Source organism: Marinobacter sp. G11 (assembly GCF_021282325.1).
Taxonomy (GTDB): domain Bacteria; phylum Pseudomonadota; class Gammaproteobacteria; order Pseudomonadales; family Oleiphilaceae; genus Marinobacter; species Marinobacter vinifirmus.
The window spans coordinates 34,532-47,934 of sequence record NZ_JAJSPB010000018.1; the positions used below are offsets into that span (position 1 = coordinate 34,532).

At 60.3% G+C, this 13,403-nt stretch carries 12 protein-coding genes; 4 read left to right on the forward strand and 8 right to left on the reverse strand.

The window, feature by feature from the left end:
- Position 1: 1 nt before the first annotated feature.
- Together LWH94_RS12295 and LWH94_RS12300 are read left to right on the forward strand one after the other, a co-directional pair.
- A complete protein-coding gene (locus tag LWH94_RS12295; RefSeq protein WP_232902398.1) occupies positions 2-418 on the forward strand; it encodes a response regulator in 417 nt (138 codons plus the stop codon).
- Entirely contained in the window at positions 415-3,279 is a 2,865-nt protein-coding gene (locus LWH94_RS12300) for an EAL domain-containing protein (protein ID WP_232902399.1), read from the forward strand. Before LWH94_RS12295 ends, LWH94_RS12300 begins: the two co-directional genes overlap by 4 nt.
- A 4-nt stretch (positions 3,280-3,283) precedes the next feature.
- Here LWH94_RS12300 and fghA read toward each other — a convergent pair whose 3' ends face one another.
- Both fghA and LWH94_RS12310 read right to left on the reverse strand, forming a co-directional pair.
- Positions 3,284-4,132: an S-formylglutathione hydrolase gene (gene fghA / locus LWH94_RS12305; RefSeq protein ID WP_199457761.1), complete on the reverse strand. Its 849-nt coding sequence runs from the start codon at positions 4,130-4,132 to the stop codon at positions 3,284-3,286.
- A 29-nt stretch (positions 4,133-4,161) separates the two neighbouring features.
- A complete protein-coding gene (locus tag LWH94_RS12310) occupies positions 4,162-4,593 on the reverse strand; it encodes a CBS domain-containing protein (protein ID WP_022990545.1) in 432 nt (143 codons plus the stop codon).
- Positions 4,594-4,791: 198 nt separating this feature from the next.
- Between LWH94_RS12310 and LWH94_RS12315 the strand changes: the two genes are divergently transcribed.
- Both LWH94_RS12315 and LWH94_RS12320 read left to right on the forward strand, forming a co-directional pair.
- Positions 4,792-6,153 (forward strand): alanine/glycine:cation symporter family protein, encoded by a 1,362-nt coding sequence (locus LWH94_RS12315; RefSeq protein ID WP_232902400.1) that lies wholly within the window; start codon positions 4,792-4,794, stop codon positions 6,151-6,153.
- 149 nt (positions 6,154-6,302) lie between these two features.
- Entirely contained in the window at positions 6,303-6,956 is a 654-nt protein-coding gene (locus LWH94_RS12320; RefSeq protein WP_058342284.1) for a peroxiredoxin, read from the forward strand.
- A gap of 64 nt (positions 6,957-7,020) precedes the next feature.
- Here the strand turns inward: LWH94_RS12320 and LWH94_RS12325 are convergent, their stop codons facing one another.
- The 6 genes from LWH94_RS12325 to LWH94_RS12350 form a co-directional block, all read right to left on the reverse strand.
- A complete protein-coding gene (locus LWH94_RS12325) occupies positions 7,021-8,244 on the reverse strand; it encodes a YncE family protein (RefSeq protein ID WP_232902401.1) in 1,224 nt (407 codons plus the stop codon).
- Between the two features lie 180 nt (positions 8,245-8,424).
- A complete protein-coding gene (locus tag LWH94_RS12330; protein ID WP_199457759.1) occupies positions 8,425-9,207 on the reverse strand; it encodes a MetQ/NlpA family ABC transporter substrate-binding protein in 783 nt (260 codons plus the stop codon).
- Between the two features lie 117 nt (positions 9,208-9,324).
- Positions 9,325-10,002 carry a methionine ABC transporter permease gene (locus tag LWH94_RS12335; protein WP_036220240.1) on the reverse strand — a complete coding sequence of 226 codons (678 nt, stop codon included), beginning with the start codon at positions 10,000-10,002 and terminating at the stop codon, positions 9,325-9,327.
- A complete protein-coding gene (locus LWH94_RS12340; RefSeq protein ID WP_232902402.1) occupies positions 10,002-11,009 on the reverse strand; it encodes a methionine ABC transporter ATP-binding protein in 1,008 nt (335 codons plus the stop codon). Before LWH94_RS12340 ends, LWH94_RS12335 begins: the two co-directional genes overlap by 1 nt.
- 107 nt (positions 11,010-11,116) lie before the next feature.
- On the reverse strand, positions 11,117-11,749 hold the full coding sequence (locus LWH94_RS12345; protein WP_232902403.1) for a hypothetical protein: 633 nt from the start codon (positions 11,747-11,749) through the stop codon (positions 11,117-11,119).
- Between the two features lie 144 nt (positions 11,750-11,893).
- Complete coding sequence (locus LWH94_RS12350) at positions 11,894-13,381, reverse strand: amidase (protein ID WP_232902404.1); 1,488 nt, start codon at positions 13,379-13,381, stop codon at positions 11,894-11,896.
- Positions 13,382-13,403 lie beyond the last annotated feature (22 nt).

Here is a 13,403-nt window from a genome sequence, read left to right on the forward strand (position 1 = left end):
TATGACCAGCGACAGCCGCCCCCCGGTGATCCTGATCGCCGAAGACGATCCGGACGACCAGCTGATGCTGCAGGATGCCTTCGAGGAAACCTGCGAGCACTGCCAGTTGCGGTTTGTCTCCGACGGCGTGGAGCTGATGGCGCTGTTGCTTGGTGAAGAAAGCCCCGGGCCGCTGCCGGATCTGCTGCTGCTCGACCTGAACATGCCCCTGAAAGACGGCCGGCAATCGCTGGTGGAAATCCGCTCGGAACCCAGCCTGCAACAGCTGCCAACGGTCGTCCTGACCACCTCCAGAAATGATGAAGACCGGGCCTTTTGCCTGGCCCAGGGGGCCAACGACTACCTGGTGAAGCCGTCCAGTTACACCGAACTGATCGAAATCGTAAAAGCCCTGGAAACCTGGTGGGAATCGCCATGACCGACCCGATGTTGCGCGTATTGCTGATCGAGGACGACGAAGACGACTACCTGATCACCGAGGACCTGCTGGCTGAAGCCAGCCCGGGCAAAACCCGGCTGACCTGGCACAACTGCCTGGACGATGGCCTGGCCGCCCTGCACCGGGAAAGCTTTGATGTGGCGCTGGTTGACCTGCGCCTGGGGCCGGATTCCGGCCTTGACCTGATCCAGCAGGCGAAGAACGAAGGCATCACCACCCCGTTTATCCTGCTGACCGGCCAGGGCGATGAAGAGCTGGATGCCCGGGCCGTGGAACTGGGGGCCGCCGATTACCTGGTCAAGGGCCGTATCGATGGCCACGCCCTGTTGCGCAGCATTCGCTATGCCATCGACCGTGCTGTCGCCACCGAAGACCTGGCCAGCAGCGAAGCCCAGTACCGGCTGCTGTTCGAGAATAACCCCACGCCCATGTGCCTGGCAGCGCCGGGCAGCGGCCGCATGAATGCCATGAACGAAGCTGGACGCACGCTCTATGGCGTGGTGCCGGAGGAAGTTGCAGGCCTGAACATTGCCGACCTGGCCGATAAATCCCTCACCGGCGAGCCGGATGGCGACGGCACAGTGCTGCAAGCGGGGGCTGGGCTGGAATGCCACCGCACCAGGGATGGCCGGAAGCTGATTGTGGAAGTAGCCAGCCAGAACATCACCATTGGCCACCACGAACTGGCCCTGTTCACCCTGACCGACAAAACCGCCCAGATCGAAAACACCCGGCAGCTGAAACTGCTGCAACGCTGTATCGAAACCAGCTCCAACGGCATGGTGGTGGCCGATGCCCGTGCCGACGACATGCCACTGGTTTACGTAAACCCCACTTTCGAGCGCATCACCGGCTACACCGCCGCCGAAGTACTGGGCCGCAACTGCCGGTTCCTGCAGGGGGATCCACCCGATGACAGCAACATGCAGGCGCTGGAGACCATCCACCGAGGCCTGGCCGATGGCGAAGAAGTGTCGGTTATGCTGCGCAACTACCGCAAAGACGGCACTCCGTTCTGGAACGACCTGTACCTGTCGCCGATCCGCAATGAGCGCAATGAAATCACCCATTACGTGGGCGTACAGAACGACATTTCCGAGCGCAAATCCATCGAACACCAGCTGGCCTACAACTCCAGCCACGATGTGCTCACCCAGCTGCCCAACCGCACCCTGCTGGAAGACCGGCTGACCCAGGCCTGCCAGTTTGCCCGGCGCTACAACCGCCATGTGGGTGTACTGTTCATTGACCTGGACGGCTTCAAGCTGATCAATGATTCCCTCGGCCACCGCACCGGCGACCAGATCCTGATCGAAGTGGCCCGCCGCCTGAAAGAACTGGTGCGCTCCGGCGACACCGTGGCGCGGGTCAGTGGCGACGAATTTGTGGTGGCGCTGTCGGGGCTGACCCACGGCAGCGATGCCCAGCTGGTGGTGGAACAGGTAATGAGCACCCTGGCCAACCCTTACCGGATTGGCGACGTTACCCTGCACCTGACCGCCAGCATCGGCATGACCGAAACCGACGGCAACATCAGCAGTTCAGCGGAACTGATCCAGCAGGCGGACCTGGCCATGTACCAGGCCAAGCAACTGGGTCGGAACACCTGGCAGTGGTTTGAAGAAGCCATGAACTCCCAGGCCAGCTACCGGGTCAAGCTGCGCAACCAGCTGCAGGACGCCATCGACAACCAGGCCCTGACCCTCTACTACCAACCGATGATCGACTCCCGCACCGGCCAGGCCCGCTCGGTGGAAGCTCTGGTGCGCTGGGAACACCCGGAGCTTGGCCTGGTATCGCCGGCAGACTTCGTACCGCTGGCGGAGGAAACCGGGCAGATTATTGCCCTGGGTGAGTGGGTGCTGGACCAGGCTTGCCGGGATATGGTCAAACTCCATGCCGCCGGCTTCCGGGACTGTTCGGTGGGTGTGAACATCTCGCCGGTACAGATCCGGAAAACCGACTTTCTGGCGACGGTCAAACGGGCTCTGGGCGAATCCGGCCTGCCAGCCCAGGCGCTGGACCTGGAGATGGTGGAGTCTGCGGTCATCAATGACACCAGCCAGGTGGTCGACACACTCCACAAGCTCCGGGAGCTGGGTGTACAGATCTCGATTGATGATTTCGGCACCGGTTTCTCGAGCCTGACCTACATCAAGCAGATGCCGGCCAACCGGATCAAGATCGACAACTCGTTCATCAAGGAAGTCATCAAGAACCGGAGTGATGCCGCCATCACCCGGGGCGTCATTTCCATGGCCCACCACCTGTCGCTGGAAGTGGTGGCTGAAGGGGTGGAAACCGAGGCCCAGGCCAACTTCCTGCGCCGCAACCAGTGTGACCTGCTGCAGGGCTATGCCTTCTCGCGGCCCATGCCGTTCGAGCAGCTGACCGAATATATGAACCTGCACGGACATCGCGGGGCCGGCGGCAGTGATAATGCAGAGGAAGAGCAGAAAACCGTCCTGCTGCTGGACGATGAGGTGAACATCATCAAGGCCCTGACCCGGACCCTGCGCCGGGATGGCTACCGGATTCTGTCATCCACCAACATCAGCGAAGCCTTCACCCTGCTGGCGGAAAACGAAGTACAGGTGATCATTTCAGACCAGCGCATGCCGGAAATGTCCGGCACCGAGTTTCTCAGCCAGGTGAAAGCCATTCATCCGCACACCGTGCGCATTGTGCTGTCCGGCTACACCGACCTGAAATCCGTGACCGAGGCCATCAACCAGGGCGCAATCTACAAGTTCCTGACCAAGCCCTGGGACGAAAAACAGCTGCGGGAGCATATCCGGCAGGCGTTCAAATACCACGCCAATATGCAACCGCAGGCCTGATGCGTCAGGCCACCAGGCCCAATGCCCGGGCGTGGTGGTTCAGGTGGTCATCAATGAACGAGGCAATGAAGAAGTAGCTGTGGTCGTAGCCCCGGTGCATGCGCAGATTGATGTGGTGATGGTGCTTCTCGCAGGCATCCGCCAGCGCTTCCGGGTTCAGCTGCTGCTCCAGGAATTCATCGGCGGTGCCCTGGTCAATCAACAGGGGCAAGCGCTCCTCGGCCCCCGGAATCAACCGGGTGGCATCCCACTCTTCCCAGCGTCCCTGGTCTGACCCCAGGTAACCGGTAAAGGCTTTCTGACCCCAGGGGCAGGCCATCGGATTGGCGATGGGCGCGAACGCCGACACGGATTTGTAGAAACCCGGATTCTTCAGGGCGCAAATCAGCGCACCGTGGCCGCCCATGGAGTGCCCGCTGACAGCCCGCTCACCACTCAACGGCAGTTCGCTTTCCACCAGCTGCGGCAATTCCTTCACCACGTAATCGTACATGCGGTAATGGGGAGCCCAGGGCTGCTCGGTCGCGTTCACATAGAAGCCGGCACCGGAGCCGAAATCGTAGCTGTCGTCTTCACCCGGCAGGTTCAGGCCCCGGGGGCTGGTGTCCGGGCAGACAATCGCCAGGCCCAGCTTCGCCGCCAGCTTCTGGGCGCCGGCTTTCTGCATGAAGTTCTGGTCTGTGCAGGTCAGCCCCGAGAGCCAGTACAGCACCGGTACCGGCTTGCCATTGGTGCCCAGTGCCGCCGGGGGCAGGAAAACCGCAAATTCCATTGCGCACTGCAGCGTGGCCGAGGTATGGCGATAGCGCCGGTGTTCGCCGTCAAAACAGACGTTGGTCGATAACAGTTCCATAGCAGTCCTGATTCTGTTGAATGGGTGCCTCAGTCCTCGGCACTGGCAAAGCGGGATTTCTCCATCGTATAGCCTGCCTTTGCCAGCTGGGACAGGATGGCTGTACGGGTAACAATACCCACCAGTTTCCCATGATCAACCACCGGATACACTTTCGGTTTACCGGCACCCAGGTTCTGGGCCAGGTCTACCACCGACATATCCGGGGATACCGTCAGCGGGTTATGGAACATCACGTCGTCCACCATGGGCTCGCCTTCGCCATGGTAGTTACTCACCAGCAGTGCATGAATGCAGTCCTGCTCCGAGACAAAGCCCAGCACATGGCGCTGGTCGTCCACTACCGGTAGCCCGGAAACGTGGTTCTCAAGCAGCGCCTTCACCACCCGTGGCAGCGGTGTGCCACAGCGGATGGGTTCAATATGGTTCCACATCACTTCGGAAATCTTCAGTGAGCGCATCAACTGCTCCCCTCGGTGTCAGATTCAACTGGCCGGAAAGCGATTCCGGTTACCCTAAACATAGGCAATTCGCCCGCAAATAGGAAACCACGGCGGTAAAAACGGTTTACATGAAAAAATAGTCGACTAAACTCAATGAGTTATGCCTGAACAAGGCCAAAAAACATAATAGATCCGTGGCAAAAACCGGGAGTCTCCATGGAAGCCATTTCAAATTTTGTTAATGATATCAACGGGCTGGTTTGGGGCCCGCCCATGCTGGTCATGATACTGGGCGTCGGCCTGTTCCTGAGTATCGGCCTGAAACTGATGCCGATCATGAAACTCGGCGCCGGCTTCCGGCTGATGTGGAGCGGCCGGGCCCGGGGCGATGACGACGACGGTGACATTCCGCCGTTCCAGGCCCTGATGACGGCGCTGTCTGCCACCGTGGGCACCGGCAACATTGCCGGCGTGGCCACGGCGGTCTTCCTCGGCGGCCCGGGTGCGCTGTTCTGGATGTGGCTGACCGCCCTGGTGGGTATGGCCACCAAGTATTCCGAAGCCGTACTGGCCGTTCGCTTCCGGGAGGTCGACGAGCGCGGCAATCACGTGGGTGGCCCCATGTACTACATCCGTAACGGCCTGGGCAGCAAGTGGGCCTGGCTGGGTGTCTTGTTTGCCGTCTTTGCCTCGATCGCAGCCTTCGGCATCGGCAACACTGTACAGGCCAACTCGGTGGCTGATGTGCTGGCAACCAACTTCAACCTGCCGCACTGGGTAACCGGCGTTATCCTGATGGTACTGGTGGGCATGGTGCTGATTGGTGGTATCAAGCGCATCGGCCAGGTCGCCAGTGCGCTGGTGCCGTTCATGGCGGTGTCCTACGTGCTGATCGGCCTGATTGTCCTGGCCATCAACGCCAACGCGATTCCGGACGCCATCAGCATGGTCTTCAGCTATGCCTTCAGCCCTGCCGCAGCCGAGGGTGGCTTTGCCGGTGCCGCGGTGTGGGCAGCCATCCGCTTCGGTGTGGCCCGGGGCATTTTCTCCAACGAAGCCGGCCTGGGTTCCGCACCCATTGCCCATGCTGCGGCCCAGACCAAGAATCCGGTCAAGCAGGGCATGGTGGCCATGCTCGGCACCTTCATCGATACCATCATCGTGTGCAGCATCACCGGCCTGGTGATTATCACCTCCGGCGCCTGGACCTCCGGTGAAACCGGTGCAGCGCTTACCTCACTGGCCTTTGAAATCGGCCTGCCGGGCTTCGGTAACTATGTGGTCGCCATCGCACTGGCCATCTTCGCCTTCACCACCATCATCGGCTGGTCGTTCTACGGCGAGCGCAGCATCGAGTTCCTGTTCGGGGTGAAAGCCATTGTGCCGTACCGGGTGCTGTGGATTATTGCGATTCCGGTGGGCGCCACGGTGAACCTGGGCTTTATCTGGCTGGTAGCAGATACCCTGAACGCCATGATGGCGCTGCCTAACCTGATCGCACTGTTGCTGCTCAGCCCGGTGGTGTTCAAGCTGACAAGGGAATATTTCGAGAAGCAAAAGGCTGCCGGTTACCGTTAACCGCCAGGGATTGTCATAAGGATGTGACCAAAGTGTTGGATGATCCGGGTCAACTACCCCTTGTTATCCGGATCATCCGGTACCAGAGTTACTGGTAGACACTGGCAAAGTGGCCGTACAAAAACCGTGCAAAGGAAAGGAGACTGACTATGACCTTGCGTCTTGGAGATACCGCACCGGATTTCGAACAGGAATCCAGCGAAGGCACCATCCGGTTCTACGACTGGCTCGGCGACAGCTGGGGCGTGCTGTTCTCTCACCCGGCGGACTTCACACCGGTTTGCACCACCGAACTTGGCCTGACCGCCAAGCTGAAGGACGAGTTCGGCAAGCGTAACGTCAAGGCAATCGCCCTGAGTGTCGACCCGGTGGACTCCCACAAGGAGTGGATCAAGGACATCAACGAAACCCAGGGTTGCAGCGTTAACTTCCCGATCATTGCTGACCACGACAGCAAAGTGGCCAAGCTGTACGACATGATCCACCCCAACGCTGACAGCACCCTGACCGTTCGCTCGCTGTTCGTGATAGACCCGAACAAGAAGGTGCGCCTGATCATCACCTATCCGGCCTCTACCGGTCGTAACTTCAACGAAGTGCTGCGGGTGATCGACTCGCTGCAGCTGACCGACGAACACAAGGTGGCCACCCCGGGCAACTGGGAAAAAGGTGGCGATGTGGTGATTGTGCCGTCCCTGCAGGACGAAGAGGAAATCAAGAAACGATTCCCGAAAGGCTACAAGGCCGTTAAGTCCTACCTGCGGATGACACCAGACCCGTCCTCCAACTGGAGCGGCGACTGAGCCTCCGGCTCTGTAAAGCAGTCACGAAAAGGGCAGGTTGAACCTGCCCTTTTCTGTTTCCGGCTTACCAGCTGGCCGGCACCCGGCCTTCGCGGATACGCTGGGGATGATCCCCCACATCCACCCGGGCAATCTCGCTGGCACTGTCGATATCAATCACCGACATCTGGTCGGTACCGCTCCAGGAAATATAGCAACGGTCGCCCTTGGCATTGGTGGTTACCCAATAGGGCTTCTCACCCAGCCCGGTCAGCACCGTGTAGTCGAAGGTTTCCCGGTCCACAATCGCCACGTAATCGCTCATGGTGCCGGCGACACACAGGGTGTCGCCTTCGCCGTTCATGGCAATGCCGTGGTGGGCGGAATCGTTGATGTAGAGCTCCCGTGGCATATCCGGTACCAGGTTTGGCAGCGCCGCCCGGCGGGTGACCACGCCCTGCTCCATGTCGTACTCCACAAAGCCGTGCAGGAACGACAGCTGGAAGTAGAAGAAGCGTTCATCCGGCGTATGGGCCATGGGCCGGATGGCGGGGCTCAGGTCACTGTAGCCGGCCGCGTCGAGTTTTTCGGCAAAGTCGAACTGCTCGATGATTTCCAGGGATTCTGCATCCACCACCTGGAACCGTCGTTCGCCCTTGGTGAAGTCCATCAGGTTCTTGTCCAGCGGGGTGAAAACATGGCCGATGCTGGCGTGGTAAATCTTGCTGCCATCCCTGGAATAGACGTTTTCGTGGGGTGAATTGCCGGTCGGGAACTGGCCGATTTCCTTGCCGGTATTCACATCCAGCACATGCACCACGTTACCCGTTGAGGCCGACACCGCCACCCGGGTGCCGTCCGGTGAAATGGCCATGTGGTCAGAGCGGTAGCCTTCCACCTGGAAGCGCCAGGCAATCTTGCCGGTAGCCGTTTCAATGGCCACCACATCGGCAAAGCTGGGGCGGGAGACAATCAGCAGCCGGCCGTCCTGGGTGCTGTACATGTCGTCCACGTACTGGTCGTGGCCTTCACCGATCAGGTAGCGAACCGCCTTGAAAAATACCAGCCGCACCGGGTTGAACAGGATTTCGGTCATGCGCCGGCGCTTGTCGGGAATACCGTTGATACGCCCGATATTCTGGTAGGTGTCGGCGTCGATCACATCGATCATGCCTTCCCAGTTGTTACCAACAAAGATCACATCGCGGGTGTCTTTGGCCTGGGCGGTCGTCGCGGTGACGGCCAGCACGCAGGACAGCAACAACGCTGCCGCTCCTCCGCGCTGGCGAAGGGGTTTCATTCGTTCCATCGTGAGTTCTCCGGGTTTTATTGTTGTTACTACTTATTTCGGCGAACACTTGTACCTTTTTTAGGCAATCAGACACATGACGCAACTGACACCCGGCCCGTCATTTCGGCCAACTGCAGGTATAAAAAAAGGACAGGTCTCAGCCTGTCCTTTTGATTTCAGTCGGTTACCCGGTTGGTATCAGAACGCCGGGACTACCGCACCTTCATACTTCTCCATGATGAAGTCTTTTACCGCATCGGACTTCAGGGCGTTGGCCAGCTTCTGCATGGCTTCGCTGTCCTTGTTGTCCGGACGGGCAACCAGGATATTCACATAAGGAGACTCGGCACCTTCAATCACCAGGGCATCTTCAGACGGGTTCAGGCCCGCTTCCAGCGCGTAGTTGGTGTTGATCAGGGCAACGTCGACCTGGTTCAGGATGCGCGGCAGCGTGGCGGCTTCCAGTTCCTTGAAGTCCAGGTCTTTGGGGTTGTCGGCAATGTCACGCGGGGTGGCGGTGATCTTGCTCTCGTCTTCCAGGGTGATCAGACCGGCTTTCTGCAGCAGCAGCAGGGCACGGCCGCCGTTGGTGGGATCGTTGGGGATAGCCACAACCGCGCCGTCTTTCAGCTCGTCCAGGGACTTGATCTTGCTGGAGTAGGCGCCAAACGGCTCAACGTGGACACCGGTGACAGTCACCAGGTCTGTGCCACGGCCGCTGTTGAACTCGTCCAGATACGGCTGGTGCTGGAAGAAGTTGGCGTCCATACGCTTCTGGTCGACCTGGATGTTCGGCTGTACGTAGTCGGTGAAGACTTTCACGTCGAGCTCAACGCCTTGTTCAGCCAGTGCCGGCTTCACAAATTCCAGCAGTTCCGCATGGGGAACGGGGGTAGCAGCTACCGACAGCTTTTCAGCGAAGGCGGCTGAGGAGAAGGTTGCTACGGCAGCGATGGCTACCAGGGTTTTCTTGAAGTTCATTTTTGCGTTCTCCTGTGGAGCATCGTGTTTAACTTTGGTTTACGGCACACTGCTGGGAGCCTCCCAGCAGCCTGCCTATACCGGGCTTGGCATGGCTTTCCCAGCTCAATCACAGTCTTACTTTCTGCTGAAATATAACACCAGGCGATCACCCGCCATCTGCAACAGCTGTACGAAGATTACCAGCAAGGCCACGGTAATCACCATCACGTCGGTCTGGAAACGCTGGTAACCGAAGCGGATAGCCAGGTCGCCCAGGCCACCGCCACCGATAACGCCAGACATAGCCGCGTAGGACACCAGCGTGATGGCAGTAACCGTAATACCCGCGATGATGCCCGGAAGCGCTTCCGGCAGCAAGGCGCCGAAGATGATCTGTCTTACGTTTGCACCCATGGCCTGGGTGGCTTCGATGATGCCGCGGTCGACTTCCCGCAGGGAAGTTTCCACCAAACGGGCGAAGAAGGGTGCGCCACCGGCCACCAGCGGCGGGATGGCCCCGGCTACGCCCAGGGAGGTGCCGATCAGCATGACGGTGAACGGGATCATCACGATCAGCAGGATGATAAAGGGTACCGAGCGCAGTACGTTGACTACAAACGACAGCACCGCGTAGGCCACCGGTTGTTCCAGCAGCTGGCGTTTGCCGAACAGGAACAGCAGTACGCCGACGGGCAGGCCGATGAGGACGCTGAACAGCAGCGACATGCCTACCATCACCAGGGTGTCCCAGCTGGCCCAGCCGATTTCGGCCCAGTCTACGTTGCCCATCAGGGTTTCCATTAAAGCTTCCATCAGCGCACCACCTCCACGTGAACGTCGGCGGCTTCCAGCGCCTGCATGGCAATGTCGAGATCACCGCCCACCAGTGACAGGGTCAGCTGGCCGTATGGGGTGTCTTTAATGTGGTCGATCCGGCCGGACAGGATGCTGAAATCCACACCGGATTCCCGGGCCACGCTGCCCAGCAGCGGCTTGTAGGTGGATTCGCCTTTGAAGGTCAGTCGCAGGATGCGGCCGTTGGCTTTTTGCAGGTCTTCCTGCAGTTCGTCGCGGTCTACGTTCTCGCTTTCGAACACGAAATCCCGGGTGGTGGGGTGCTGCGGGTGCAGGAACACATCGCTCACCGGGCCCATTTCCACAACACGGCCAGCGTCCATCACGGCTACCCGGTCGCACACCCGGCGCACCACGTCCATTTCGTGGGTGATGAGTACGATGGTCAGGCCCAGTTCCTTGTTGATGTCGCCGAGCAGTTTCAGTACCGACTGGGTGGTTTGCGGGTCCAGGGCGCTGGTGGCTTCGTCACACAGCAGGATGGTCGGGCGGCAGGCCAGGGCCCGGGCGATGCCCACGCGCTGTTTCTGGCCGCCGGACAACTGGGACGGGTATTTGTTGGCATGGTCGCTCAGGCTGACCCGGGCCAGCAGTTCGTCCACCCGTTCCCGGATCTCGGTTTTCGAGTAGATACCCGCCAGTTTCATGGGGAAGGCGATGTTGTCAGCCACGGTTTTGGACGACAACAGGTTGAAGTGCTGGAAGATCATGCCCACTTTGCGGCGGAACGCCCTGAGCTCGGCGGCGCTGTAGCGGGTGATGTCTTCGTTATCGATCAGGATGCGGCCACCGGTCGCTGGCTCGAGCATGTTGATCAGGCGGACAAGGGTCGACTTGCCCGCACCGGAATGGCCGACGATGCCGAATACTTCGCCGGTTTCTATGGTCATACTGGTGGCATGCAACGCGGGGATCGCCCGGCCGGCCACCTGATACGACTTCTGTACCTGGTCAAATACAATCACGGTCAGTGCCCTGGTTCAGTGCCTTGAGGGTGCAGGATAAAACCGACGATTATAGCCTATTCGCTGATCAAACCCGAATCACTGCCGTGTGTACTTGCCCTTATCCGTCAATGCAGGGCGCGCATCTGCCGGGGGTAGAGCGCGGCACTCACTTCCGGCTCTTCCAGCAGGTTTGCCAGCTCCTGGTCGATATCGGTTTGCTCGCCTTCGTCCGGCAGCGGCTCGAACAGGGTACTGAGCCAGGCCGCCACAGAGGGCGCGTTATCCCGTTCGTAGTCGGTGGACAGCGCCTTGATCCGGCGGAAGCCGATGATGCGCTGGTGCCGCGGGTCCCGGATTTGTTCGAAGCCGCGCCAGTAAATCCTGTCGCGGGTGTGCAGCTGCACAAACAGGGTGTCGATGGGGCCCTTGTCGTCGTCTGCATTGCCGTCATCGGCCTCTGAGGCCTGCACGTCGGATTTTTCAGACTCTTCGGGTTCTTCGCTTTCAGCCGGCTTGCGGCGGATGGTGGTCCAGGCCGGGTAAAGCACAGCCACCGCGTCGGCTTCTACATGCTCACGGGCGGCACGCAGAATCAGGCCCCAGCGGGCCTTGTCGGCATCGGTTTCCAGGGAGTTGATGGGCAGGTCGTAGCTCTCATCGCTGGAGAGAACAATTGCCATCATCGGGGCATCCAGCTCCCCCATGGCTTCGGCCTGTGCTACGGATACCAGATCGTCGATTGCCATCGATTGGTTCATAAGATGCTCGCCTCCTCGATGCCATCAGGGTGGTCAGGGAGCGGAGTCCCTGCCCTACAGCATAGCCTGTTCCACATGGAAAGATAAACGTGGAGTTTGTTGGCCCGGATCACAACCCCTGACCAACAAATCCGCACAGTTTCTTCAGAATGCCGATTCCAGACGCTCGTAGTTGGCAAACCAGGGGTTGGCTTCCTCCAGCTGGGCGGCCAGTTGCAGCAAGCCGCCTTCGCCGCCGTGGGCCGCACCGAATTGAACGCCCACCGGCAGCCCGTCGCGGGTCCAGTGCATGGGCACCGACATTGCCGGGGTTCCGGTCAGGTTGGCCAGCTGGGTGAAGGGGGTTCGGGCGAGGCTTTCCAGGGCCATCTGGTCTACCTGTCCTGAACGGTGTACCAGTTTGCCGGCTTTCAGGCCCAGCATCAGCCGGGCGACCAGCTTCAGGTGCGCCGGGGTATCCATCTGGCCAATCTGTGCCGGCAACTGACCAGTCGTAGGGCTCAGGTACAGGTCAAAGCGGTCGAAGAACGCCCCCAGGGCCCGGGCAAAGTCATTCCACTGCTGGCGCCGCCGAACGTAGTCCGGCAGCGGCATGGTGCGGCCGAGCATTCCCAGCAGGCGGGTTTCCAGTTCAAAGTCTTTATCCGTGGCACCGAAGCGTTCCCGGGCGCTGTCCATCAGGGCCGAGACTTCCCCGAAATACAGGGACAGGTAGCACCGGGCCAGGGCCATGCCGTCAAAGTCCGGACGGGCGTATTCCACCTCATGCCCGAGCCCCTCCAGCATTCTCGCGGTTTCTTCCACCGCCGCCACGCATTCCGGGGCCACGTCGGTGTCGTAGGGTGAGGAGGTGAACACACCGATTTTCAGCTTGCCGGGGGATTGCTGCATCTGTTCGAGAAACGACGATTCGGGCGCAGGAATGCGGAACGGGTCACCGCTGGCGGGGCCGGCCAGCACATCCAGCATGGCCGCGCTGTCTCGCACGGTGCGGCACACCACGTGATCGGTGGAGGCGCCGGTCCAGGCCTCACCCATGTGCGGGCCCACTGAGATGCGGCCCCGGGATGGTTTCAGGCCGAACAGGCCGTTGTAGGCCGCCGGAATACGGATGGAACCCCCGCCATCATTAGCTCCGGCCATGGGCACAATACCGGCTGCCACTGCGGCACCGGAACCACCGCTGGAACCGCCGGGGGTAAGGTCGGTGTTCCAGGGATTGCGGCTGGGGCCCCAAAGCTCGGATTCCGTCACCGCCTTCAGGCCGAATTCCGGCGTAGCCGTGCGCCCCAGAAACACCAGCCCGGCGTTGCGGGCACGGCGCACGAATTCCGAATCCCGGGTCGGTACATTGGTGCTCAGGGCCCGGCTGCCATAGCTGCAGGGATGGCCGGCCTGCTCCTGGGCCAGGTCTTTCAACAGTATCGGCACGCCGGCAAAGGGCCCGTCCTCAGGGAAACCCTGTTCCAGGGCTTCGGTGAACTGCGGATGACATATCGCGTTGAGTTTGCCATTCACCCGGTTGGCCCGGTCGATGGCCGCTTCGGCCACTTCCCGGGCGCTGACGTCGCCCCGGCGAATCAGGTCAGCCAGTGCGGTGGCATCAAAGCTCAGATATTCAGACTGTTTCATCGGCAACCCTGCTTGTTGTTTT